The following is a 21883-nucleotide window of genomic DNA, read 5'->3' as shown; positions in this document are numbered from 1 at the left end:
ATGGGATTCAATTGCGGCATCGTCGGCCTGCCCAACGTCGGCAAATCCACCCTGTTCAACGCGCTGACCAAGTCCGGTATTGCGGCGGAGAACTTCCCCTTCTGCACCATCGAACCCAACAGCGGTATCGTGCCGATGCCGGACCCGCGCCTGGACGCCCTGGCGGTGATCGTCAACCCCAAGCGCATCCTGCCGACCACCATGGAATTCGTCGACATCGCCGGCCTGGTGGCCGGTGCGTCGAAAGGTGAAGGCCTGGGCAACAAGTTCCTGGCCAACATCCGCGAAACCGATGCCATCGCCCATGTGGTCCGCTGCTTTGAAGACGAGAACGTGATTCACGTCTCCAACAGCGTCGACCCGAAACGCGACATCGAGATCATCGACCTGGAACTGATCTTCGCCGACCTCGACAGTTGCGAGAAGCAACTGCAGAAAGTCGCGCGTAACGCCAAGGGTGGCGACAAGGACGCCGTGGTCCAGAAAGGCCTGCTGGAGCAACTGATCGCCCACTTCACCCTGGGCAAGCCGGCACGCAGCCTGATGAAGACCATGGGTGCTGACGAGAAGGCCGCGGTCAAGGGCTTCCACCTGCTGACCACCAAGCCGGTGATGTACATCGCCAACGTCGCCGAAGACGGCTTCGAGAACAACCCGCTGCTCGACGTGGTCAAGGCCATCGCCGACGAAGAAGGCGCGATCGTGGTTCCGGTGTGCAACAAGATCGAAGCGGAAATCGCCGAGCTCGATGACGGCGAAGAAAAAGACATGTTCCTCGAGGCCCTGGGCCTGGAAGAGCCCGGCCTGAATCGCGTGATCCGCGCCGGTTACGAAATGCTCAACCTGCAGACCTACTTCACCGCCGGTGTCGAAGAAGTCCGCGCCTGGACCGTCAAGGTCGGCGCCACCGCGCCACAGGCCGCCGGCGTGATCCACACCGACTTCGAAAAAGGCTTTATCCGCGCCGAAGTGATCGCCTACAACGACTTCATCCAGTACAAGGGTGAAGCCGGTGCCAAGGAAGCCGGTAAATGGCGCCTGGAAGGTAAGGAATATATCGTCAAGGACGGCGATGTGATGCACTTCCGTTTCAACGTGTAAACATTGATCGCGGCAGACGTCGCGATATAAAGAAGCCGATGCCCTGCATCGGCTTTTTTGTGGGTGAAAGACTCATGAGAGCGAAACATTGCCATACATTATAAATAAGAGGACTTTAGAACACACACCGCAACATATCTGCGAAGCATTAAAACTTCCCAACTATTCTTCACCACTCTAAGAATAATCTTACGCCGACCACGGATAACCATCTCAACTAGCGCTTGCAACTTCAGAGCACTTGCCCTCCCTATACCCGGTACCACTTTTAACGCCGGCAGCGCATCATGACAACACTAAGCTTTCCTGTTTAACTGCACGTCGACCCATAGGTTAATTGCCCTCCTGACGTGGCAACAGTATCGGAGCACAACACGATGTCGACGCTCTGCGAAAACGTTCTTATAACGGACATGACCTTTAGCGATTGCCCGGCCATCGAAACGACCGTGAACAATACGGCCGTTCTCGATATCGATATTCTCCTCTTGGGAGAAACCGGCACAGGTAAAGATACGTTGGCGCAACGCATCCATCAGCTGTCTCGTCGCAAAGGAAACTTCGTTGCAGTTAACTGTGCCGCCATCCCGGAAACCCTGGCCGAAAGCCAACTGTTCGGTGTCAACAGCGGCGCCTACACGGGCGCCATGCAATCTCGCGCGGGGTTTGTCGAAGCCGCCCATCTGGGCACCCTATACCTCGACGAAATCGACAGCATGCCGCTGTCGCTGCAAGCCAAGCTGTTACGTGTACTGGAATCGCGCGGGGTCGAACGCCTGGGGTCTACACGATTTATCCCGGTAGACATGCGTGTGATCGCCTCGGCCCAGCACGCCTTGCACGAAATGGTCGAGCAAGGCACTTTCCGACGCGACCTCTACTTCCGTCTGAATGTGGTCAATATCCACCTACCAGCCTTACGGGATCGGCGAGAGCGGATCATTCCCTTGTTCCTGGACATGATTGAGCAAGAGGCCGATCACTTCCGGCTCGCCGCGCCATCGCCCCCCAGCAAGCAGTTATTGCAACAACTGCTGTGCCACCCGTGGAAGGGTAACGTGCGCGAACTGCGCTCGACGGCCAAGCGCTTCGTGTTGGGCCTGCCGCCGTTATCCACCGCGGTGATCAACCGACATGAACTTGAATTGAACCTGAAGACACGATTGCAACAGATGGAGAAATCGCTGATTGAAGAATCGCTTCGTCAACACGACCACTGTGTGGACAGTGTGGCAATCGCTTTAGGCGTCGCCAAGCGAACGCTGTACCACCGAATAAAGCATTTGGGAATATCACTTAACTGAAACAGGGTGCCGCCCCCTGTTAACGCAATAACATCTTTTGAAACATACCTTCCCGCAACATATGGAACGCATGAATCCGTTTAGCCACATAAGTCATGGAACAGCGATACAGGTGTGCAACAGCGTCTTTTGATGTATCGCTGACTCCAGTGAAACTAACGTTAAGCACGGAGAAAACAACATGACTATCGGTTCGATTGGCTCGTATTCTGGCGCCTCCTATGGTGGCGGTGACGCCAACAATATGTCTGCTGATGAAGCAGATGCTGGGATGGAGGCTGTAGAATCCAAGAAGCGCAAAGATGGTGTAAAAAACGCATATAAAGCAGCAGAGAACGCTAATACCAACGGTATTAAAGCAGCCGCTGACATGCTCCGCCTGTAATAGCTGAACGCTTGCTGGCCTTCTCGACAGTCGATGCCGGGAAGGCCACATCGCCACGAGCGTTGTCATATACACGCTCATCTTCTAACCCTTATCTGACAGGGCAACATGATGATAGGCAGCATCCGCACGACTGAAATCAATCAACTCCCTGGCACCTCAGGCATACAGGAGGCCTCCCACTCGGCCACCGATGTCAGCTTTTTCAACTCAACGCTCATGCCTTCCCCAATTGCGAATACCGCGGTCGATCATGCGCTGCCACCGAATATGCTTTCCGAAGCCGCAGGCAAGCTCAATTCCATGACTGAGCGTATGACCAAAAGCCTGCGTGCATTAAGCAGCAAGAACAAACTGGAAGAGGCGCGAAAATATCCGGGGCAACTTTCCGACGCACTCCTGCTGACGCACATGTTGTCGAAGAGCGTCGGTAAAACCGCGCAGTGCATCGATAAAATCAGCAACCTCCAGTAGGCCAACATGACTCGCCCGCGGCTTATCCTAGTAATCCTGTCGCTCTCATTCTTGCTCAATGCCTGCAGTGACCGTGTCGAACTTCATCGTCAGTTAACCGAACAAGAGGCCAATGAGGTCGTTGCGGAACTGGCGGACAAACATATCCGCGCCACCAAGGTTCCCGCGAAAGATGGCGTTGTGGTGGTGGTCAACTCAACTGATATCGGCCGCGCTGTGCGAACGCTGGAGGCCGCCGGCCTCCCGCGGGTCGCGCGCGCGACGCTGGGCGACACCTTTCGCAAAGAGGGGGTTATTTCCACCCCGCTTGAAGAACGAGCACGCTACATCTATGCCCTGTCCCAGGAGCTGGAGACCACGCTGTCGAACATCGATGGCGTCATCGTGGCTCGCGTACACGTGGTGCTGCCCGAGCGCGTCGCTCCGGGAGAACCGGTACAACCCGCCTCCGCCTCGGTGTTCATCAAGCATGACCCGCGACTCGACCCCGACAATATCAGGGCCCGGGTGCGCAGGATGGTTGCAAGCAGTATTCCGGGGATGACCGCCGCGGTGGAAAACCCGCAAAAACTGACGGTCGTCTTCGTGCCGGCAACCGCTTACTTAGAGCAGCAACGGTTGGCTTACTTCGGGCCGTTCCTGGTTCCGGGAGATGACATCGGTTTTTGGCGGGCCAGTGTGACATTCGGGCTGATCGCCCTGGCGCTGATGATCGCGGCGGGCATGTTCTGGCATAAACGCACACAAAGAGCCGCAGACGCGCTGTCAGACGGCCCATCCCCGGATGCGCCTGTCCAGGCCCGCAATGAGTAATCTCTCATGGGCCCAATGGTGGTCCGCGCCCTGGTTGTGTGCCCACGAAGACTGGAAAGCCCCCGTTCAACACGCCGCGCTGAATGAGCTGCACCGCAGCCGGCAGGTCGTCACGGGCACGCCTTATGGCGTTGCCCCTTGCCTGCCGCCAATGCCCGACCCCGCACTCCTGCAACTGGCACTCGCCCCCACGGATCAACTCGACCTGGGGCTCGCCCTGATTGACGGCATCTGCCGTCCCGCCTATGCCACCGCACTCGATGACAACCATCGACAGTGGTGCAACAGGCTGGCCAAGGCCCTGCCCCTGGATATGGTGCAACCCGATAATGACCCGCTGCAATTGCTCCGCGCCTGGGTCACACCGGCCACCTGGCAGCGCATCCGGTTGCGCTTTGCGCGCCGGCGCATTTTGGATCTGGACGAAAAAGCCCTGTCGCTCGGCGACTCCCATAGCCGCCTCGATACCCTTTGGCATGCGGTGGCGTGGCGCATTGGCGCGATGAACAGGAACAGTAGCGCTGCCGCCTCAGAGGGGCTCGGAGATTAACGATGTTATGCCGATATAAAATCAGCTCGCCCGGGGGCGCGCCGCCCTTGCCGGGGAGCCTGATCTCTTGCGAAACACTGGCGAGCTATACCCAGGCCAGCAATGTGGTGGACCAGGCAAAAGCCGAGGCCAGGCAGTTGCTGAAGACGGCACACGCCCAACGTGAAGCGCTGCTGGAAAAAGTCAGCGTTGAAGTATGGCAACGTGCCAATGCACAACTCAAACGCTGGGAAATCGAGCGTCAGGCCCTGTGCGACAGCCTTGAACAATACGCCACCTCGATCGCCAACCAGGCTATTCACCTGCTGCTAGAAGACACCCCCGCCCCCCAACGCATGGCCGCCCTGATCAAGCAATTACTGGCGAGCCATGTGCCAGCGGTGAAGGCAACACTGGTTTGCCACCCGCTCGAATTGGAGGCGGTGCGGGCATGCCTGACCAACCGCGGCAGCACGCACTGGACACTGCGCGCCGACGATACGATCAAACTGCAATCGCTCATATTGACCACCGAAGAAGGGGACTTCCGGATTGACTGGACGTCCTTGATCAATATTTTCATGAAGCCCGATGACAGCCCTTCAGACAACGGGTTTTAAACACACTTCATGAAATAAAAATTGCCGCACATGGAACCAATTCGAAATACAAACCAAAAAGGAGAACATCCCAACGGAGTGAATCCATGAACTATTACGACGGTTACAGCAATCGGCTTTTAAACGACGCAAGGGAGGTTAAACGTGACCTCAACCTCGCCGCAGAAACCAATTCCGGGTCTGAAGAAGACCTCGCCTTTTTTTTCGATCTTGTCGCCAAGCATCGAACTTCCGAATACGTCTTCAATGAGCATGCCCGCGTCAAACATATGCTCCTGAAGTCAGGCCTGGACAGCGGTCAGTAACTTGAACGCGCTGCTGGCCGAGTGTTTGAAACGCGGCTCCGGAGAATTGAGGTTATTCGAAAACAATGACGAAATTATCCTGCGTCATTGTTCGAACAGCCTGTTGCTCAGTGTCCAGTTGACGCCACTTCGCCCGGACAAATCATTGCTGCTGAGCTGGCTGCGACTGGGCGAGGTCAGCCTGGAACACTTTCCTGGCGCTCTCGCCCAGGCGCCGGCCAGTGGCGCGCTCTGGCTGATGCATTGCCTGCATGACAAGCACGACGAACAGCAGCTGCAGCTCTGCCTCGAGTCCCTGCTCAACCAACGCGATACCTGGCGCGCCACCGTCGCGCGCCTCCACAGACCGGCGCCTCGACGCAACCCCACCTCCCTACGTTCGTTGCTGTACTAATCAGAGAAGCTTCTATGCATAACAAGATCCACAAGCGCGACAGCTTGCGCATTGACCCGCCCGAAACTTCATCCGGACGCGCCGATTGGCGGTGCCTGATCGCCCTGACCTGCTTGCTGGCCCCGGCGCCAGGCGCCCTCGCCGCCATCCCCGCCGAATGGAAGAACACGGCATACGCCTATGAAGCCCAGCACAAGCCGTTACGTGAAGTCCTGGAAGATTTTGCCCAGACATTTGGCACCCAACTCCAGATCGAGGGCCTGCTGGAGGGCAACGTCAACGGCAAGATACGCGCCAATACCCCGCAGTCGCTGCTCGACAGGCTGGGTGTTGAACACCGCTTCCAGTGGTATCTCTACAACAACACCCTGCACATCAGCACCCTCGATCAGCAAGAGTCCGCACGCCTGGAGGTGTCGTCCGAAACCATTGCCGACCTCAAGCAGGCGCTGACCGATATCGGCCTGCTCGACAGTCGTTTCGGCTGGGGCGAATTGCCGGAGGACGGTGTCGTCCTGGTCTCCGGCCCCCGGCGCTATATCGAACAGATCAAGCAGTTCAGCAGCCAGCGCCGTTCACCGGACGAAAAGCAGAGCGTGTTGAGCTATCCGCTCAAGTTCGCCAACGCCGCGGACCGCCAAATGGAATACCGCAACGAAAGAATCACCATCCCCGGCGTGGCTACCATGCTGCGCGGGCTGCTCGACCCACGCAATCCCGCGATGCTCGCCGGCATGACTCAGCGCTCCCCCGCGCAGTCCCAGCCCGCGCCCCTGACGCCAGCATTCCCGCGCCTGAGCAACCCGCTGCTGGGGCAGATGCTCGGCACACCCGCGCCAACCGGGCCGGTGGACGCCGGCATAGCGCTGACGTCGCGGGCGCCGGTCAACCCCAGCCGAATCCGCGTCGAGGCCGATGTGCGCAACAACGCGATTCTGATCTATGACCTGCCGGAGCGTCAGGGGATGTACCGCGAGCTGATCAGTCAGCTCGACGTGGCGCGCAAACTGGTGGAAATCGACGCCATCATCCTCGACATCGAACGCACCCAATTACGTGAGTTCGGCGTCAACTGGGGCTTTCAAAACAGTCGCTTCCGCGGCGCGGTCAACATGGCGCCCGGCACCTCATCACAATTGTCGATCGAAAACCGCGACCGCTTTTACGCCGACGTGCGCGCCCTGGAAGCGCGCGGGCTGGCAACCATGGTCTCCAACCCATCGGTGCTCACCCTGGAAAACCAACCGGCGGTGATCGACTTCAACCGCACCCAGTACCTGACGGCCGGCAACGAGAACGCGACCATCCTGCCGATCACCGTCGGCACCAGTTTCCAGGTCGTGCCTCGCGTCATCACCAGCCGCGGTGGCCATCAGATCCACCTGGCGGTGGACATCGAAGACGGTAACTTCGACGAGTCCAACCCCGAACGCATCGGCCCCGATGTGCGTCGAGGCAAGGTCAGCACCCAGGCCGTCATGGCGGAAAAACGCTCCCTGGTGGTGGGCGGTTTCCATGTAACGAACAGCGCGGACAAGCAAAACAAGATCCCCTTGCTGGGGGACATTCCGTTGCTGGGCAAAGCGCTGTTCTCTTCGACGGAACGCCAGAACAACCGGCGCGAACGTTTGTTCATTCTCACCCCGCGCGTGATCGGCGATCAGTCCGACCCATCACGTTACTTGCCGCAGGCCGACCAGAGCGAGTTGCAGGCCGCCCTCAAACCCCTGGCACGGCGCTTGGCCCCACATCAGCCGGTGATCAACCGCAGCGACATCACCAGCATCCTGGCGCATCTGGTCAGCGGGCAAGTGCCCAAAGCCTTCAAGGCCGCACCGATGCCGCTGGCGTTGAATACGTTGTGTACCCCTCGCGAGCTGTTGGCGCTCAATACCGAGCGCAGCCAGTGGTATGCCGGCCCGCAGTTCAACGTGGCAGTGGTGGTGCTGCGCAATCAGTACAAGCGCAATGTCCGCATCGATGAAAAAGAATGCAGCAACTCCGAGACCCTGGCGGTCACCGTCTGGCCACGCGCCTGGCTCAAGCCGGGCGAAGAAGCCGAAGTGTTCATCGCCATGCGCCCGGTGGTGAAGGATGAACACCTGAGTGTGCCGCGCCCGTCCCTGCTCACGCCAACCCGGAAGACCACGCCATGAAGCCAAGACTGTTGTGCGCCACTCTGATGATTGCCGCGTTGTTCATCAGCGGTTGCACCCCGACCTGCAAAGGAGACTCCTGCTCACGCCCACAATCGACCAGCGATAAGCTGGTGATCTGGTGGCCGCCGCACATGCGCGTCGAACCCGGCCCGGCCGGGGAGCGTTCGGACTATCAAACGGTGTCGCTGGAACGATGAACGCCGGGAGGGTGCCGGACGATGAGCGGCATCGGCAGGCATTCTTCGATAGCCTGGTGAGCGGCGATGCCGCTCACCTGCCGTTGTGCCTGGGCATCGCCCTGCACACACGGCACGCCAACGCCCGCCCGGGGTTGGCATTGCACATCAGCCAGGCGGCCTTGCAAGCCGGGCAACTGCAACGCGTGCTGGAACGCCGCTTCGATCAGGCAGTGGTATTTGATGGCTGCTATATCTACCTCGATGCCCAGGGCGCACTGGTGATCTGGCACGCCCTGCCCGCCGAGCTTCAGGCCGTGGATCAAGTCCTCAGCCGAATGCTGTCGCTGGCCGACCTCGACGCCTTGGATGGTTTCGCCAACCGCTGATCAGCGCTGCTCCAGCTCCGGCAACTCGAGGGTTTCACGCTTGGCCTCATCGTCGAGGTCGCGCAAGGTACGGTAGATCAACGCCACCGCGTGCAAGGTCTCGCGCGGAATGCCCGCCCCCAGTTTTGCCTCGTACAGCGTGCGCGCCAACCATACGCATTGAATCACCGGGACATCCGCCGCCTTGGCTCGATCAATCAGCTTACGCGCATTCGCGTCCGTGCCCTTGGCCACCAATTTTGGCAGCGGCGTTTGGCCGGGGCGGTAATACAACGCGACGGCAAAGTGCGTCGGGTTGACCACCAGCATGTCCGACTCCTCCAGCTTGGGCAGCTTGACCTTGGGTTCTTCCTGGGCCAACTGATAAGCCAACGAGCGCCGCTGGCCCTTGACGTGGGGATCGCCCTCCATGTCTTTGTACTCTTTGACCACCTCGACCTGAGTCATACGCATGCGCTTGGCAAAAAAGTACTTCTGCAACGTCAGGTCAATAAGCGCCAGCACCAGCAGCACCCCCAGACACGCATGCAACAAGTGCCGAAAGAGTGTGATCAGCGCGAGGATGTAGGTTTGCAGATCGCTGTTGGCAAGGTTGATCAGGGCCCCCAGCGACGGGCCAATCACCACGTACAGTATCAAGCCCAGGAGCAATGACTTGCCGATGCCCATCAACAAGTTCATGAGGGATTGGGCGGAGAACATCTGCTTGAGCTGGGTGAGCGGGTTCAGCCGGTTGAAGTCCAACTTCAGGGATTCGGGGGCGAACAGCAAGCCGAACTGCATCCAACTGCTAATCAGTTTCACCCCGATCGCGACCCCGACCATCAGCAGGCCGAAGGAGAAAAACAACACCAGCGCCTCCGTCAGCACTTCTTCCAGGGCGCGCGCAAAGGGTTGCCCTATGCGCGCCAGCGGCAGTGCGATCATCTGCTGGAAGCGCTGCATGCTGGTGTCGGCCGTGAACAAGGCGATCTCGCTCAAGGCCGTCAGTACCAACAACTTACCCACGTCCTGGCTCTGCGCGACTTGGCCTTTCTTGCGCTGGTCACGCAGTTTCTTGGCACTGGCGGGGTGTTTCTTTTCCCCTGAGTCACTCATGTAAAAGGCCCCTTGAACAGCAGGCCCAGGGAATGCTTGAGGTCACTCAGCAGCGCCATGCGCCCGACGATCAAGTCCTGCAGCAGGGCGAAATACAGCAGCAGAATACCGATGCCGGCCAGGCATTTGATCGGCGGGGCCAGCGTACTCACCTGCAGTTGCGGGCTGTAGATCCCCAACAGTGCCACGCCGAACTCGAGCAACAGCAGTACGGCGATAAAGGGCGCGGCGTACAGCATCATGTGAGTGAAGGTGTCGCCGACCAACTCGACAAACACACTGAGACCATTGGCCGCCGGCAACGGAAACCACACGGTCGGCGGCCAGATCAGGTAGCTGTCCCAGATCACCTGGGTCAGCGCGCCAAGGCCCAGGCTGGCCATCAATAAAAAAATCGCCAGTTGCTTGAACAAATGCCCGATCGGCGTGGCGTCGGGGCCCAGCGACGGGTTGAGCTGGCCGCCGGCCAAAGCCCCGCGCTGGTTGTCCAGCAGCGCCCCGACCGACTCGAACATCCAGAACGGCATCGACAGCAACACCCCCAGCAAAACGCCCAGGATCGCCTCTTTGAGCACCAGCGCGCCCAACATCATCGCGGAGAGTTCCTGCCCCATCAGCGCCGCATGAATACCCGGCGCGGGCATCAACGCCATGACCATCACCACGGCGTGCCTGGGCATGCCGCGAATGTGCTGGAAACAGAACGCCGCGACCAGAAAAGCGCAGGGGTAGATGCGTGCCATGCCAATCAGCAGGCTTGGCAGTAAATCAAGATAGAGCAGCATGGGCACGCCTCAATTCAAGGCCGAACGGGCGATCATGTCGAACGTCAGGTTGATCAACTGGACCAACTCCAGGCCAATCCAACGCCCGGTCACCACCAACGTGACGCCAACGGCGACCAGCTTGACGCCAAAAGGCAGCGTCTGGTCTTGTATCTGCATCAGCGCCTGGATCAGTGACGTCAGGACGCCCACGATCACCGCGACAATCAGCGGCGGCGCCGTCAGCACCACCACCAGCAGCATGCCCTGTTTGAACAGTACGATCGGTTCCATAGGCAGCTCAGAGATAGGAAAGGAACAGGCTGTCCAGCAGCCGCGACCAGCCGGACACCATCACAAACAGCAGTAATTTGAGCGGCAGGGAAATGGTCATGGGCGAGACCATTTGCATCCCCAGCGCCAGCAGCAGGTTGGAGACAATCAGGTCGATCACGATAAAGGGGATGTAGATCAAGAAGCCGATCTCGAACCCCGCCTGCAACTGCGACAACACATACGCCGGGATCAGCAGGATCAGATCTTCGCGCTGGACCTCCTGCGCCATGGCCGGCGGCCACATGCGCGCGGTGTTTTCCAGCAGGTGGGTGAGGATGTCCGGGTCACTGTTGCGCACCATGAACGTCCGCAACGGCTGCACCGCCTCAAGCCCGGTCTGTTGCAGCGTGCTCACGTTGCTCAAGTCCAGGGGCGATACCTTGACGACCTCCGCGATCTCATAGCCCACCGGCGCCATGATGAACAGCGTCGCCGCCAATGCGATGCCGTTGATGGCCATGCTGGGCGGCACCTGCTGCACACCGATCGCGTTGCGGGTGATCATCAGCACAATCACGATCTTCAAGAACGCGGTGCAGACGATCAACAGCATGGGCATCAACGACAAGGCCCCCACGAACACGGCCAGGACAATCGGGTCTACGCCTTGAAAACTCATCGGGAAAAAATCACACGAGACATCTGCAACCCCAGGCGACCGTCCACCTCCACCAATTGCCCCACGCCCAGCGGGCGGTCGCCGTAATACAACCCGGCCATGCCCGGCGCATACCCGGAAATGCCCAGCACCGCGCCGGGCGCCAGGTTGCGCAGCTCGCCGAGGGTCAGGTTGAGCGTGCCGCATCGCACATTGAGCGCCATGCTCAGTTCGTCGAACGGTTCATGCCCGAAGACATCCACCACCGGCGTGTCGTCTTCATGCCCTGCATAGGGCGGTGTTGCGAAATCCTCTTCCAAAGGCGCTTCCTCGATCGAAGTAAGGGTCAGGCAGACAGGCCCGGATTCATCATCAATAAACACGCACAGGCGCTGCCTGCCGACCTGCACATGGCCGTTGCCATGGGCTTGGAAATACACCTGCTCGAACATCAGCACATCGCCGGCGCGCAGGCCGCGCAATTGGCTGAGGGGCACGCGCAGGCGCCCGATCGTCACGGGCAGCGCCAACTGAAAACGCGTCGGCATCGGGCTGGCCATGCGGCGCCACGGCCCGGCCTCGCACAACGCCAGAAAGCTCTCGGTCGACAGCCACAGATAGCCCACCACGTGGGAAGCGCCGAGCGTCACGCACAACCGGCAACCGAAGTTCAACGGCCGGGCAGAGGGCAATAGCCGCAGATGCCCCAACAGCGCCCGCACCTGGGCACTCAAATGATGTTGAAACAAGGCCCAGAACCAGGAGTCCGGATCGTTGCCCGCCTGCGCCAACGTCACCGGGCATTCGCCCAGCAAGCTGAATTGCGGCCCCGGCTCACTGAACCCCAATACGCCGCAGGCTGTTTCGAAACAGAGCGGCTGGACGCCCATGGGGGCCGCCCCGGGTTCCAGCCGCAACTCTCCGCGCAGCTCGCCAACCTGGTACGACATGCGCAATCCGCGCCCCAACCGTCGCCGGGCCGCCGCCACATCGCCCTTGACCGTGGGTAACGCCAGGGAGGGCATCATCATGCCAGCGCCGTATGTGCCAAATGCACGCTGACCGGCCGTGCCAGGCTCGCGGCGAGCCTTTGCTCGAACTGTTGCCGTACCCCGCTGAGCCAGCGCGTCGTGCCCTCTCGCTCGGCGCGCAACTCGACCCTCCAGGCGCCCTGCTCTCGGCCGATGCTGCTGTCGATCCGCCCCAGGTGCGGCAAATACAAGACCGCCGTCAGCGGCCACTGCGACACGCCGTCCATCCGCGAAACCAATTGCTCGCTCAACGCATCGACCCTGGCGGTTTCCCCCGAAGCCTTGATTCCGGCGAGGAACTGCCATTGGCTCGCGTCGTCGCTGTCGTCATTCAACAACTGGGCAAACAGCCGTTGCTCCCAAGGCGCCAGCGCGTCGATTGCCGGCACACGGTCGCCCCAGAACTCAAGCGGGTACTGGCGCTCAGACGGGTTGACTGAAACGTGGTTCATAGCGGTTCCTGCGCGAGTAAATGGGAGAGTTCTTGGATTTTTTCCACCTGACGCAGACACAAGGTCACGTGCTTTTGCGCACTGCCGACCTGCACCGCCTGCTCTTCGCGTTGCCCTTGCAGGGTCTTCAACTGGCTTTCTTCGCGGCGGGTGCCGGCCGACAAGTGCTGCTCCTTGGCGCTCCAGGTTTTCAGCGCCTTGAAGGTCACCACCTGGCCCTGGTGTTCATTCAACAGTTGCGCGCATTGCCGGGCCTCTTCCTGGCGCGTTTGCTCCAGCGTCTCCTGGGCCTGCTGGATATGCACCACCAGCGTTTGATGCGCCCGCTTGGCCTCGCGCAGCGCCCGCTCGGCGCGGTCTGCGCGGTATCGACGCAAGCGCCGCAAGGTGTCGATGTCACTCGGCAATACTTCAGAAAGGGACATAGGCAGTCAGCTCCATCAGGTGATCCAGGGTCGAGGCGATGGGCGAGGGTTCACGCAGGTCCTGGCGCAGGAAGTCATCCACCGCCTGGCGGCTGTCCACGGCCAGATCGGTCAGCGCATCGTTGCCGGGCTGGTACTCGCCCAACTTGAGCATCAACTCGATCTGCTGGTAAGCCGACAACAGGCGGCGCAACGCCGTGCCCGACTGGATGTGCCCAGGCTCGGCAACGTTGCTCAAAATTCGCGAAAGGCTGGCCAGCACATCCACGGCCGGGTAGTGGCCCCGCTCGGCCAGCTTGCGAGACAGCACGATATGGCCGTCGAGCAGCGAGCGAACTTCATCGGCCACCGGATCGCTCATCGAGTCCTGCTCGATCAGCACGGTGTAGATCGCGGTGATCACGCCTTCGCGCGTCAACCCGGCGCGCTCCACCAAGCGCGGCAACAAGCTGTACACCGACGGCGGCAAACCACCGCGGCCCAACGGTTCGCCGGCGGCCAGGCCGATTTCACGCTGGGCCCTGGCGAAACGGGTCAACGAGTCGATCAGCAACAACACCCGCTTGCCCTTGCGCCGGAAACCTTCGGCCAGCGCCGTCGCCGTGAACGCGGCACGCGCGCGCTCCATGCTGGAGCGGTCGGACGTGGCGCACACCAGCACGGCCTTGGCACGCAACTGGTCATCCAGTTCGTGATCGAGGAACTCGCGCAATTCGCGGCCCCGTTCACCGATCAGGCCGAACACAATCACATCGCACTCCACGTTACGGGCGATCTCGGCCAACAACGTGGTTTTGCCACAACCGGCGCCGGCGAACAGCCCGACACGCTGGCCCTCGCCCAACGTCAGCAAGCCATCGATCGAGCGCACGCCAGTGGCCAACGCGCGACTGATGCGCGGGCGCTCCGTGGGCAATGGCGCCTCGCACAACACCGTGGTCGCGTCGGGCGTATCCGCCTCGACGAACGCACTGGGGCCCTCGCCGGCAATCGGCCGACCAAAACCATCCAGCACCTGGCCCAACAGCTCGTCGCTGACCCGCACCCGGTGCGGCACCCCCAGGCGCTCCACCGCGGCGCCGACGCGCACCCCCTCCAGATTGCCCAGGGCACTGAGCACCGCATCCTGCTGATCGAACCCGATGATTTCGGCCAGCATGTAATCGCCAGGCTTTTTTCGACCTGGCACAGATCACCGATACGCGCCTGGGGCAGCCGGCACTGCAACAGCATGCCGTTGACACGCTGGATACGCCCGCGCATCGACACCGGCGCGAAACGGGCCAGGCCCTGGGACTGAATCAATTGCCACGCGTCGAGACGCTCCTGCACCGTGCCGCTCACCAGCGCACCTCATAGCGTTGCGTGCCGTCGAACACCACCTTGCTGTTGTCGATCAGCACCAGCCGCAGGCCATCCACCTCATCGCCGACGAACAAACGGTCGCCGTGTTCCAACACCACATGACCGCTCGGCCCGCCGACGATCTGCAAGATCTTGAACGGCAGGATGTTGTCACGTACCCGCACACGACTGATCACCGGCACGGCGGTATCGAACTGTTCAGCAAAGCGGCTGAGCATGCGCGCCACGAGTTCGACCTCTTCCTGGGACACATCGCCATTGAGGGCGATCTGCCCATTGATCACCTGCAAGCCGACGCGATGGTCCAGCTCGCGCTCGCCGAGCATCTTGAGCAACTGCTGACGCACCTCGAGCGGCGAACCGAGGTTGGGCTTTTGCGGCTCGACGGGCATCAACGACGCCTGGGCCTCATGCTCGCCGGTGGACGCCATGCCGACCGCCACGATAATCACCGCACACACCAGCACCAAGCTGATCAGGCGCTTCTGCTGAAACGGCGGGATGGACGACAGCACCAGCGCGGGCGGCGCCTCCTGGCGCGGCTCGGCGGCTGGCGTGACCTGCGCGACCGCCGCCCGGGGCCAAGGCTGGTCGGCCAAGGCGACGCACAGGCGAATGCTGCCCAGCGAAAAAGGCGTATTGAGCGCCAGGTCGGCGATCTGTGCCAGCGCCTGCCCGGTGCTGCTTTGCAACAGCCCGGCTTCCGCCTGCACCGACCAGAACCCGTCGATCAACCGCAGCCGCGCATGATGCTCGACCACGCCGGCGTCGGTCAGCAGCAGGTCGGCGTCCGTGTGACAACCCAGGCTCCACTGCTCGCCAAACAACGGCAACGCAGCGCCCTGGTTCAACCCCTCCAACACGCGCAGTTCAAACATCAGCAAGCCCTCCCTGGCGTGGGTATGTACGTTGCACTCATGCTGCCGCTCCTCGCATCAGTTCGTCCTGGCCCAGGTCAAAGCGCCCCAGCACCTTGACCTTCGAGGCACTTCCCAGCTCAGCAAACGACAGCACCGGCACATGGCTGAACTCTTCCAGCAGCAAGGTCCGCAAGGGGCTGCGCAGATCCTGGGCGACCAACATCACGCGCTTGCTTTTGGGCCGCACGGCAAACGCTTGGTTAAGCAGGTTGATCAGCGAAGCGCTGCTGTCGTTATCGAGGGCGAAGAACACCCCGGTCTGGGTCTGGCGCAGTGCCTCGCGCAGCACGTTTTCGGTCTGCGGCGACAACAGCCAGGCATGCAAGCCGTCCGCCTCGCTGTACTGGTGGAAAATCTGCGATTTAAGGGCGATGCGCGCGTAGTCCGCCAAGGCGTCCGGCTCACGTTCATGCTGGCCGTACTCGATCAGCGACTCGACGATCAGGCGCACGGCACGCAACGGCACGCCTTCCCCCGCGAGGCGCTGCAGCACCGCCGAGAAGCGCGACAGCGGCATGATCCGCTGCAGCTCCTGCACCAGCTCCGGCTGGTTGTGCTCAAGCCAGCCGAGGATCGCCTTGCTCTCCTGAATCCCGAGAAACTGAGGGCCGCTGAGCATCATGGCCTGCTTCATGCGGTCGATGATCAGGCTGGTGGCGCTGAAGCGTTCCAACTGCGGGTCATCCAGCAGCGGATCGTCGGGCGGCAGCCAGAGCCAGTCCTGCTCGTCGCGCTCGGGCAACCCCGGCACCGCGTGGGCCGGCTCGGACGCCAGCGCCTTGCGCTCCACCGCCACGAGCGTGACCACCGACGCCTTGATCATCGGCACTTCGTGAACGCAAAAACGCATCTCATCGTCGGCCAGCGAGGCATCGAGTTCGACCTCGAACGGCGGCAGCGTCAGACCGATATGGGCCACCATCGCGTTGCGCGCCTGGCGGATCCCGTGAATCAGTTCCGTGACCTCGGGCGAGCCTTGCAGAACCGGGGAGAACTGCAACAGGTAGGGCCGCGACGGATCGAACCCGCGCAAATCCTCGTCGCCGTTGTCCTCGGGGCGCACCGCCTCGGTGGCTTCGGCTTCGGGCTGTTCCTCGCGTTGGCGTTGGCGCATCAGGTAGTAACCGAGGGCGCCGGTCATCAGCGAAATGAGGATGAACACCACGGTCGGCATGCCAGGCAAGGCGGCGAAAGCCAGCATGCCCACCGACGCGATCATCCAGCTCTTGGGCTCGCTGGTCATCTGCCGGGCAATTTCCGCGCCCATGTTATTGGCACCCTTGCGCCCATCCGGCGCCGCACGGGTGATGATCATGCCGGCGGTCAGGGAGATCAGCAGCGCGGGGATCTGCGCAATCAGGCCGTCACCGATGGTCAGCACCGAATACAGCGCCATCGAATCGCCGGCGCTCATGCCGTGCTGGAACATGCCGGTGGAAAACCCGCCCAACAGGTTGATCACCACGATGACCAGCCCGGCAATCGCATCGCCCTTGACGAACTTCATGGCGCCGTCCATTGCGCCGAACAACTGACTCTCGCGGCCCAGTTGTTCACGCTTGTCGCGGGCCTGGCCGCCGTCGATCAAGCCGGCGCGCAGATCGCTGTCGATGGACATCTGCTTGCCCGGCATCGCGTCGAGGCTGAAGCGCGCCGCCACTTCGGCCACCCGTTCCGAGCCCTTGGTAATCACCAGGAAGTTGACGAGCGTGAGGATCATGAAAATCACCAGCCCCACCGCCAGGTTGCCGCCCACCACAAAGTTGCCGAACGCTTCCACGATATCGCCCGCGTCCTGCTCCAACAGGATCAAGCGCGTGGTGGCAATCGACAGCGCCAGGCGAAACATGGTGGTCAACAGCAGAATCGAGGGAAAGGAAGAGAACGCCAACGGCCCGGGCAGGTACAGCGCCAGCACGATCAACAGGCAGGAAATACAGATATTCAGCGCGATCAGAATATCCACCAGCCAGGTCGGCAACGGCACGATGAAGATGAACACAATGGCCATGACCACCACCGCGCCCAAGACTTCGGCACGCCGCGCCACCTTGAGCAGCGCAGCGTTGATGGTCGCCAGCACCGTCATGCGTTCCCCCTTGACTCGCCGGCAATGCGGGGGCTGCCCCGCTCCACGCGCGCGAACTCGTCCATCACCAACAAGAATTTGTGCAGCGCCTCCTGGCGCCCCCGGCTGTCACGCCACAAGGTCTGCGGCAGGCGCTGGATCACCGGGTACAGGGCGTTGAGGGACACCAGTTGGCCGCTCGCCAGCTCGCCACCGAGGTCTTCGGCCAGGCGCAATACCTCGCCCGAATCGACACCCGTGGCGGTATACCCCAACAGGCGCTGCAACAGACTCACCGAGTCCTGATCGGTGCTCAGGCGCTGCAGCAATGCCTGGCAATTGGCTAACGCCCCGCCCAACTGAGCGCAGCTTTGCAACCCCAACAGCAGCGTGCGCAACTGCGCCGTGGGCACCGAAGGCGAGTGGGCGGCGATGTCATCGGCCAGGGCCCGGCGCATCACGTTGAGGCCGTCTGCGAAGCGGTCCCCGCCGAACAGCCCCAACAACGATTGCATCATCGAGGTCAGGGATTGGCGCGTGACCACACTGGCGTAATACAGCCCACGCACGGCCTGACGCTCTTGCGGGTCGCCGGCGGCCTGCTCCAGCACGGCGGCAATGTTCAGGCCGGCCTGGATCTCGCCCCTGTAGCGCACCTGCAACCGATCGATCGCCTCTTGCGCCAAGGCCACGTCGGCGGCGCGGGCTTCGGCTTGCGCGGCCACATACTTGAGCACCACGAACGCCCGCGCCGGGTCGCCGCCGGTCAGCGCCAGCCACTTGTCCGCGCTGACGTTGTGCGCCAGTTGCGAACGCACCCGGCGCGCCATGGACGCGATGGTCTCCTGGGCCGGATGGCCAAGCTGATCATAGAGACGCACGAGCTGCTCGACGGCAGGCACCGCCAGGCCCATCGAGCGCCGGTTCAACGCTTGATTGTTGAGCGCGACTTCCTGATTGAAAACCTGCGCAACCTCATCGAAGCCCGTCGCCACGGCCGCTGTTTTTTCAGGGCTGACGCGGGGTGGGTCCACGCGTTGGAGCGGTTGCACATCGTTGATCGATTCGACTTTCATGGGGCAGGCCAGGACAAAGAGATTGTGTCCCTATGTGGCAAACGCTGGCTTTACGGTTCCAACAAATTTCCCCTCTGCGGTGTTTTGAAATTACCGGCACAAACCCGCCTGGGCTTTTGCAAGAAACCGCACAAAACCTCCCGAACAAAAAATATTTATTTATATAAATCAACAAGTTGCGATTTTTTTCTGTTTGGCACAGCCGGTGCTAAAGGGGTTCCCATCGAAACCATTTCGATCGCGCCCACCCTGAGGAAAAAATCATGGATATCCCTATTGGTGCTTTAGCTCACTTTGTTGGCGACTCGCCTCAATTCATGCTCCACCTGACGGACGACCAGCAAAAAAAACTCCGGCGCTTCATCCACAAGCGCGTACTCAACCCGGAAGATGCGGACGATATTCTGCAGTTGACGTACCTGGAGGCCTGGCGCAGCAGGGAGCGTTTCAGCGGCCAGGCAACCCTTAGCACCTGGATGTGCGGCATTGCGCAGAACCTGATCCGCAACCACTTCCGGCGCATGTACGCCAAACCGGTGCATTGCGAATTCGATGAAGCGCTGTGGCACGGCCAGGAAGACAGCCAGAACCTGGATTGGGAGTTCGAGGTCAACCGCCGCCTGGAAAAAACCCTGGTCGCCATCAAGGACCTGCCCACCGAGATGCGCAAAACCCTGTACGCCTCGCTGGAAACCGACGGCAGCTATCAGGACACCGCCGACGCCCTGGACATCCCCATCGGCACCGTGCGTTCACGCCTGTCCCGGGCCCGCGAACACCTCAAGCGCGCCACCCGCAACCCGTTGCAACCGTAGTCCAGCCCTAGCTGGCAACCGTTGGGCGAGAGGGATATCTGCCCAACCGTATCAGACCTTTTTTGTGCGCGGCAGCAAGATCGCCAGCAGCCCGAACAACGGCAAGAACGCGCATAAGCGGTACACGTACTCGATGCCGTGACTGTCCGCCAGGTGCCCCAGCAGCGCCGCCCCGATCCCGCCAAACCCGAACATCAGCCCGAAGAACACCCCGGCGATCATCCCCACATTGCCCGGCACCAACTCCTGCGCGTACACCACAATCGCCGAGAACGCCGAGGCCAGTACAAAGCCGATGATCACGCTGAGCACGCTGGTCCAGAACAGGTCCACATGGGGCATCAACAACGTGAACGGCGCCGCGCCGAGGATCGAAAACCAGATCACCGCCTTGCGCCCGATACGGTCGCCAATCGGCCCGCCAAAGAACGTACCCGCCGCCACCGCGCCGAGGAACAGAAACAGGTGCAACTGCGAGCTGGCCACCGACAGGTCGAACTTCTCTATCAGGTAAAACGTGAAGTAACTGGTGATGCTCGCCATGTAGAAATACTTGGAAAACACCAGCAGCCCGAGCACCACCAGCGCCGCCATCACGCGCCGTTTCGACAAGCCATGCGTCGCCGCCTGACCGGCCTTGAGCTTGAACAGGTTCAAGTGCGTGCGATACCAGCGGCTGATCGCATACAGCAGCACCAACGCAAAAACCGCGAACAGGCCGAACCAGGCCACATTGCCCTGGCCGAACGGAATGATGATCGCCGCCGCCAACAACGGGCCGAACGCCGAGCCCGCGTTGCCGCCGACCTGGAACGTCGACTGCGCCAGGCCATAGCGCCCACCCGACGCCAGCCGCGCCACGCGGGACGCCTCGGGGTGAAAAGTCGACGAACCGATCCCGATCAACGCCGCCGCCAGCAAAATCAGCGGGAAGCTGCCGACCTGGGACATCATCACAATCCCCACCAGGGTGCAGACCATCCCGCACGGCAACAGAAACGGCTGGGGATGCCGATCGGTGTAATAACCCACCCACGGCTGCAACAGCGAGGCGGTGAGCTGGAACGTCAGGGTAATCAGCCCGACCTGGGTGAACGTCAGGCCATAGCTGGCCTTGAGCATCGGGTAGATCGAGGGCAGCACCGACTGGATCAAGTCATTGATCAAATGCGCCAGCGCCACCGCGCCGATGATCCGCATGACCAGCGGGCTGGTCTGCCCGGCGGCGGGGGAATTGCTAAGAGCCATAAGAGGGTTCCGTACAGCGGGGGAATGCACAGGTGCAGGTGCGACAATGTGCCACTTTTGCCCATGGCAAGGCTATCCCGTTAGGGAGCTAACGACTGTAGCGGTCACGCTTTGTAAAAGGCCAGCAGGGTGGATCGCTTTAATTTGAAGGATGTTTCCTAGACAATCCCCGGCGCCTTGTGCCTGTGGAAACCGCTGGCTAGTCTTCGATCCGTCACTGGAATCAGTGATCGGGTTTAGTCGCCCGGATTCTTAATCAGGCGCATGCACCTCCATGAGTTTTATGGTGGTTGTGCGCAGGGCACCTTCGGGTGCGCCGGATTTTCCTGATTAGCCGGTCGACTAACCTGCGTACAGCCGCCACCCATTCGTTTAGTCGCGACGGGGCCGGCTTCTGACTTAATCAGGAGTTACACCATGACCAAAGCACTCCCCGATCCGCCTAGCGACTGCCTCGCCGTCAACGAACACCTCAGCTTCGAAGACGCCCAGCTCTACATCGCCCACCTGATCCACAGCGCCTCGGCCACCGTGCTGGACTGCGGCGACCACCTGCCCCCCACGACCGCGCCAAGATCCACGCCGTGTGGCACCTGCTGGAAATGGCCAAGACCGTGGTCGACCGCTCCATCGACTGCATGCCCCGCACGTCCTGACAGCCAACGCCGATCAAATGTGGGAGACCGGGGCGTGCCATAAAGACCTGCAAATCCCCCTGCCACCCGTCGGCCCAGCCAGGGCTTTTCGTTAAACAATTGAAAGCGTAGATAAAAATTCAATAAAAACGCTTGACGCTTTGTCGTTCTCCGCGAATAATGCGCGCCACTTGGCTACATAGCTCAGTTGGTTAGAGCATAGCATTCATAATGCTGGGGTCCGGGGTTCAAGTCCCTGTGTAGCCACCAAGTACCGATCCATAGACGTCTACAGCAGTCTATGAATCACCTCAAGAAGCCCGCCTCGTGCGGGCTTTCTTGTTTCTGGCTGTTCAGCTCTGTCTATGCCTATCCGGCCATGCTGCAAAAATAACTGCGATCA

25 protein-coding genes, 1 tRNA gene and 2 pseudogenes are annotated in these 21883 nt (G+C 61.0%); 16 read left to right on the top strand and 12 right to left on the bottom strand.

What is annotated here, in order from left to right; genetic code table 11:
• From ychF to RGV59_RS09510, 12 genes are all read left to right on the top strand, one after another.
• Positions 1 to 1101: a redox-regulated ATPase YchF gene (ychF, locus tag RGV59_RS09565; protein ID WP_046384760.1), complete on the top strand. Its 1101-nt coding sequence runs from the start codon at positions 1 to 3 to the stop codon at positions 1099 to 1101.
• Positions 1102 to 1478: 377 nt separating this feature from the next.
• Positions 1479 to 2405, top strand: a complete 927-nt coding sequence (locus tag RGV59_RS09560; protein ID WP_017844409.1) for a sigma 54-interacting transcriptional regulator — start codon at positions 1479 to 1481, stop codon at positions 2403 to 2405.
• Between the two features lie 181 nt (positions 2406 to 2586).
• Positions 2587 to 2790 (top strand): hypothetical protein, encoded by a 204-nt coding sequence (locus tag RGV59_RS09555; protein ID WP_017844410.1) that lies wholly within the window; start codon positions 2587 to 2589, stop codon positions 2788 to 2790.
• Positions 2791 to 2898: 108 nt separating this feature from the next.
• Positions 2899 to 3264 carry a hypothetical protein gene (locus RGV59_RS09550; RefSeq protein ID WP_259331064.1) on the top strand — a complete coding sequence of 122 codons (366 nt, stop codon included), beginning with the start codon at positions 2899 to 2901 and terminating at the stop codon, positions 3262 to 3264.
• A 6-nt stretch (positions 3265 to 3270) separates the two neighbouring features.
• Entirely contained in the window at positions 3271 to 4077 is an 807-nt protein-coding gene (gene sctJ / locus RGV59_RS09545) for a type III secretion system inner membrane ring lipoprotein SctJ (protein ID WP_026139723.1), read from the top strand.
• Positions 4070 to 4627, top strand: a complete 558-nt coding sequence (locus RGV59_RS09540) for a hypothetical protein (protein ID WP_032804176.1) — start codon at positions 4070 to 4072, stop codon at positions 4625 to 4627. The genes sctJ and RGV59_RS09540 overlap by 8 nt, the downstream gene beginning before the upstream one ends.
• A 2-nt stretch (positions 4628 to 4629) precedes the next feature.
• The gene (gene sctL / locus RGV59_RS09535) at positions 4630 to 5226 is read left to right on the top strand and encodes a type III secretion system stator protein SctL (RefSeq protein ID WP_017844414.1); all 597 of its coding nucleotides are present in this window, start codon (positions 4630 to 4632) and stop codon (positions 5224 to 5226) included.
• Positions 5227 to 5312: 86 nt separating this feature from the next.
• A complete protein-coding gene (locus RGV59_RS09530) occupies positions 5313 to 5531 on the top strand; it encodes a hypothetical protein (protein ID WP_026139725.1) in 219 nt (72 codons plus the stop codon).
• 46 nt (positions 5532 to 5577) lie between these two features.
• Positions 5578 to 5925: a type III secretion protein gene (locus tag RGV59_RS09525; RefSeq protein ID WP_226926247.1), complete on the top strand. Its 348-nt coding sequence runs from the start codon at positions 5578 to 5580 to the stop codon at positions 5923 to 5925.
• Positions 5926 to 5939: 14 nt separating this feature from the next.
• Positions 5940 to 8081 carry a type III secretion system outer membrane ring subunit SctC gene (gene sctC, locus RGV59_RS09520; RefSeq protein ID WP_126587238.1) on the top strand — a complete coding sequence of 714 codons (2142 nt, stop codon included), beginning with the start codon at positions 5940 to 5942 and terminating at the stop codon, positions 8079 to 8081.
• On the top strand, positions 8078 to 8281 hold the full coding sequence (gene hrpT / locus RGV59_RS09515) for an HrpT family type III secretion system protein (protein ID WP_108525284.1): 204 nt from the start codon (positions 8078 to 8080) through the stop codon (positions 8279 to 8281). The genes sctC and hrpT overlap by 4 nt, the downstream gene beginning before the upstream one ends.
• Positions 8278 to 8649, top strand: coding sequence for a hypothetical protein (locus RGV59_RS09510; protein WP_017844419.1), 372 nt, complete (start codon positions 8278 to 8280; stop codon positions 8647 to 8649). The genes hrpT and RGV59_RS09510 overlap by 4 nt, the downstream gene beginning before the upstream one ends.
• Here the strand turns inward: RGV59_RS09510 and sctU are convergent, their stop codons facing one another.
• From sctU to RGV59_RS09455, 11 genes and pseudogenes are all read right to left on the bottom strand, one after another.
• Positions 8650 to 9747: a type III secretion system export apparatus subunit SctU gene (gene sctU, locus RGV59_RS09505; RefSeq protein ID WP_046488028.1), complete on the bottom strand. Its 1098-nt coding sequence runs from the start codon at positions 9745 to 9747 to the stop codon at positions 8650 to 8652.
• On the bottom strand, positions 9744 to 10532 hold the full coding sequence (sctT, locus tag RGV59_RS09500; protein WP_017844421.1) for a type III secretion system export apparatus subunit SctT: 789 nt from the start codon (positions 10530 to 10532) through the stop codon (positions 9744 to 9746). Before sctT ends, sctU begins: the two co-directional genes overlap by 4 nt.
• 9 nt (positions 10533 to 10541) lie before the next feature.
• Complete coding sequence (gene sctS, locus RGV59_RS09495) at positions 10542 to 10805, bottom strand: type III secretion system export apparatus subunit SctS (protein ID WP_017844422.1); 264 nt, start codon at positions 10803 to 10805, stop codon at positions 10542 to 10544.
• A gap of 7 nt (positions 10806 to 10812) precedes the next feature.
• On the bottom strand, positions 10813 to 11466 hold the full coding sequence (gene sctR / locus RGV59_RS09490; RefSeq protein ID WP_046384774.1) for a type III secretion system export apparatus subunit SctR: 654 nt from the start codon (positions 11464 to 11466) through the stop codon (positions 10813 to 10815).
• Complete coding sequence (locus RGV59_RS09485) at positions 11463 to 12476, bottom strand: FliM/FliN family flagellar motor switch protein (RefSeq protein ID WP_046488026.1); 1014 nt, start codon at positions 12474 to 12476, stop codon at positions 11463 to 11465. The genes sctR and RGV59_RS09485 overlap by 4 nt, the downstream gene beginning before the upstream one ends.
• Positions 12473 to 12928, bottom strand: a complete 456-nt coding sequence (locus tag RGV59_RS09480) for a type III secretion system HrpP C-terminal domain-containing protein (protein WP_046384776.1) — start codon at positions 12926 to 12928, stop codon at positions 12473 to 12475. The genes RGV59_RS09485 and RGV59_RS09480 overlap by 4 nt, the downstream gene beginning before the upstream one ends.
• Positions 12925 to 13353, bottom strand: coding sequence for a type III secretion system stalk subunit SctO (sctO, locus tag RGV59_RS09475; RefSeq protein ID WP_046384777.1), 429 nt, complete (start codon positions 13351 to 13353; stop codon positions 12925 to 12927). Before sctO ends, RGV59_RS09480 begins: the two co-directional genes overlap by 4 nt.
• Positions 13340 to 14697, bottom strand: a pseudogene (locus tag RGV59_RS09470) (FliI/YscN family ATPase). The gene sctO and the pseudogene RGV59_RS09470 overlap by 14 nt, the downstream one beginning before the upstream one ends.
• Positions 14694 to 15596, bottom strand: coding sequence for an FHA domain-containing protein (locus tag RGV59_RS09465; RefSeq protein ID WP_126587237.1), 903 nt, complete (start codon positions 15594 to 15596; stop codon positions 14694 to 14696). The pseudogene RGV59_RS09470 and the gene RGV59_RS09465 overlap by 4 nt, the downstream one beginning before the upstream one ends.
• Before the next feature lie 37 nt (positions 15597 to 15633).
• A complete protein-coding gene (gene sctV / locus RGV59_RS09460; protein WP_017844429.1) occupies positions 15634 to 17727 on the bottom strand; it encodes a type III secretion system export apparatus subunit SctV in 2094 nt (697 codons plus the stop codon).
• The gene (locus RGV59_RS09455) at positions 17724 to 18587 is read right to left on the bottom strand and encodes a TyeA family type III secretion system gatekeeper subunit (protein ID WP_232591228.1); all 864 of its coding nucleotides are present in this window, start codon (positions 18585 to 18587) and stop codon (positions 17724 to 17726) included. Before RGV59_RS09455 ends, sctV begins: the two co-directional genes overlap by 4 nt.
• Between RGV59_RS09455 and RGV59_RS09450 the strand changes: the two genes are divergently transcribed.
• Positions 18561 to 19070, top strand: a complete 510-nt coding sequence (locus tag RGV59_RS09450; RefSeq protein ID WP_260473911.1) for a hypothetical protein — start codon at positions 18561 to 18563, stop codon at positions 19068 to 19070. The genes RGV59_RS09455 and RGV59_RS09450 overlap by 27 nt on opposite strands.
• Positions 19046 to 19597 carry an RNA polymerase sigma factor gene (locus tag RGV59_RS09445; RefSeq protein WP_026139726.1) on the top strand — a complete coding sequence of 184 codons (552 nt, stop codon included), beginning with the start codon at positions 19046 to 19048 and terminating at the stop codon, positions 19595 to 19597. Before RGV59_RS09450 ends, RGV59_RS09445 begins: the two co-directional genes overlap by 25 nt.
• A 51-nt stretch (positions 19598 to 19648) precedes the next feature.
• Here RGV59_RS09445 and RGV59_RS09440 read toward each other — a convergent pair whose 3' ends face one another.
• Positions 19649 to 20845 (bottom strand): MFS transporter, encoded by a 1197-nt coding sequence (locus tag RGV59_RS09440; RefSeq protein WP_046384781.1) that lies wholly within the window; start codon positions 20843 to 20845, stop codon positions 19649 to 19651.
• Positions 20846 to 21262: 417 nt separating this feature from the next.
• On the opposite strand from RGV59_RS09440, the pseudogene RGV59_RS09435 reads away from it, so the two are divergent.
• Positions 21263 to 21501: pseudogene (locus RGV59_RS09435) on the top strand (hypothetical protein).
• Between the two features lie 172 nt (positions 21502 to 21673).
• Positions 21674 to 21750 (top strand) — tRNA-Met (locus RGV59_RS09430).
• Positions 21751 to 21883 lie beyond the last annotated feature (133 nt).

The sequence above is a fragment of the Pseudomonas sp. FG1 genome (assembly GCF_034313875.1).
In the GTDB taxonomy this organism is placed as follows: Bacteria; Pseudomonadota; Gammaproteobacteria; order Pseudomonadales; family Pseudomonadaceae; genus Aquipseudomonas; species Aquipseudomonas veronii.
Note: the sequence above shows the minus strand (reverse complement) of the source record. Positions and strands in the feature narration are given on the sequence as shown.

What these genes read in the sequence shown, in the direction of transcription:
- ychF (WP_046384760.1), top strand. Translation starts at nt 1, where the DNA reads ATGGGATTCAATTGCGGCATCGTCGGCCTGCCCAACGTCGGCAAATCC.
- RGV59_RS09560 (WP_017844409.1), top strand. Translation starts at nt 1,479, where the DNA reads ATGTCGACGCTCTGCGAAAACGTTCTTATAACGGACATGACCTTTAGC.
- RGV59_RS09555 (WP_017844410.1), top strand. Translation starts at nt 2,587, where the DNA reads ATGACTATCGGTTCGATTGGCTCGTATTCTGGCGCCTCCTATGGTGGC.
- RGV59_RS09550 (WP_259331064.1), top strand. Translation starts at nt 2,899, where the DNA reads ATGATGATAGGCAGCATCCGCACGACTGAAATCAATCAACTCCCTGGC.
- sctJ (WP_026139723.1), top strand. Translation starts at nt 3,271, where the DNA reads ATGACTCGCCCGCGGCTTATCCTAGTAATCCTGTCGCTCTCATTCTTG.
- RGV59_RS09540 (WP_032804176.1), top strand. Translation starts at nt 4,070, where the DNA reads ATGAGTAATCTCTCATGGGCCCAATGGTGGTCCGCGCCCTGGTTGTGT.
- sctL (WP_017844414.1), top strand. Translation starts at nt 4,630, where the DNA reads ATGTTATGCCGATATAAAATCAGCTCGCCCGGGGGCGCGCCGCCCTTG.
- RGV59_RS09530 (WP_026139725.1), top strand. Translation starts at nt 5,313, where the DNA reads ATGAACTATTACGACGGTTACAGCAATCGGCTTTTAAACGACGCAAGG.
- sctC (WP_126587238.1), top strand. Translation starts at nt 5,940, where the DNA reads ATGCATAACAAGATCCACAAGCGCGACAGCTTGCGCATTGACCCGCCC.
- hrpT (WP_108525284.1), top strand. Translation starts at nt 8,078, where the DNA reads ATGAAGCCAAGACTGTTGTGCGCCACTCTGATGATTGCCGCGTTGTTC.
- RGV59_RS09510 (WP_017844419.1), top strand. Translation starts at nt 8,278, where the DNA reads ATGAACGCCGGGAGGGTGCCGGACGATGAGCGGCATCGGCAGGCATTC.
- sctU (WP_046488028.1), bottom strand. Translation starts at nt 9,747, where the DNA reads ATGAGTGACTCAGGGGAAAAGAAACACCCCGCCAGTGCCAAGAAACTG.
- sctT (WP_017844421.1), bottom strand. Translation starts at nt 10,532, where the DNA reads ATGCTGCTCTATCTTGATTTACTGCCAAGCCTGCTGATTGGCATGGCA.
- sctS (WP_017844422.1), bottom strand. Translation starts at nt 10,805, where the DNA reads ATGGAACCGATCGTACTGTTCAAACAGGGCATGCTGCTGGTGGTGGTG.
- sctR (WP_046384774.1), bottom strand. Translation starts at nt 11,466, where the DNA reads ATGAGTTTTCAAGGCGTAGACCCGATTGTCCTGGCCGTGTTCGTGGGG.
- RGV59_RS09485 (WP_046488026.1), bottom strand. Translation starts at nt 12,476, where the DNA reads ATGATGATGCCCTCCCTGGCGTTACCCACGGTCAAGGGCGATGTGGCG.
- RGV59_RS09480 (WP_046384776.1), bottom strand. Translation starts at nt 12,928, where the DNA reads ATGAACCACGTTTCAGTCAACCCGTCTGAGCGCCAGTACCCGCTTGAG.
- sctO (WP_046384777.1), bottom strand. Translation starts at nt 13,353, where the DNA reads ATGTCCCTTTCTGAAGTATTGCCGAGTGACATCGACACCTTGCGGCGC.
- RGV59_RS09465 (WP_126587237.1), bottom strand. Translation starts at nt 15,596, where the DNA reads ATGTTTGAACTGCGCGTGTTGGAGGGGTTGAACCAGGGCGCTGCGTTG.
- sctV (WP_017844429.1), bottom strand. Translation starts at nt 17,727, where the DNA reads ATGACGGTGCTGGCGACCATCAACGCTGCGCTGCTCAAGGTGGCGCGG.
- RGV59_RS09450 (WP_260473911.1), top strand. Translation starts at nt 18,561, where the DNA reads ATGGCCAAGCTGATCATAGAGACGCACGAGCTGCTCGACGGCAGGCAC.
- RGV59_RS09445 (WP_026139726.1), top strand. Translation starts at nt 19,046, where the DNA reads ATGGATATCCCTATTGGTGCTTTAGCTCACTTTGTTGGCGACTCGCCT.
- RGV59_RS09440 (WP_046384781.1), bottom strand. Translation starts at nt 20,845, where the DNA reads ATGGCTCTTAGCAATTCCCCCGCCGCCGGGCAGACCAGCCCGCTGGTC.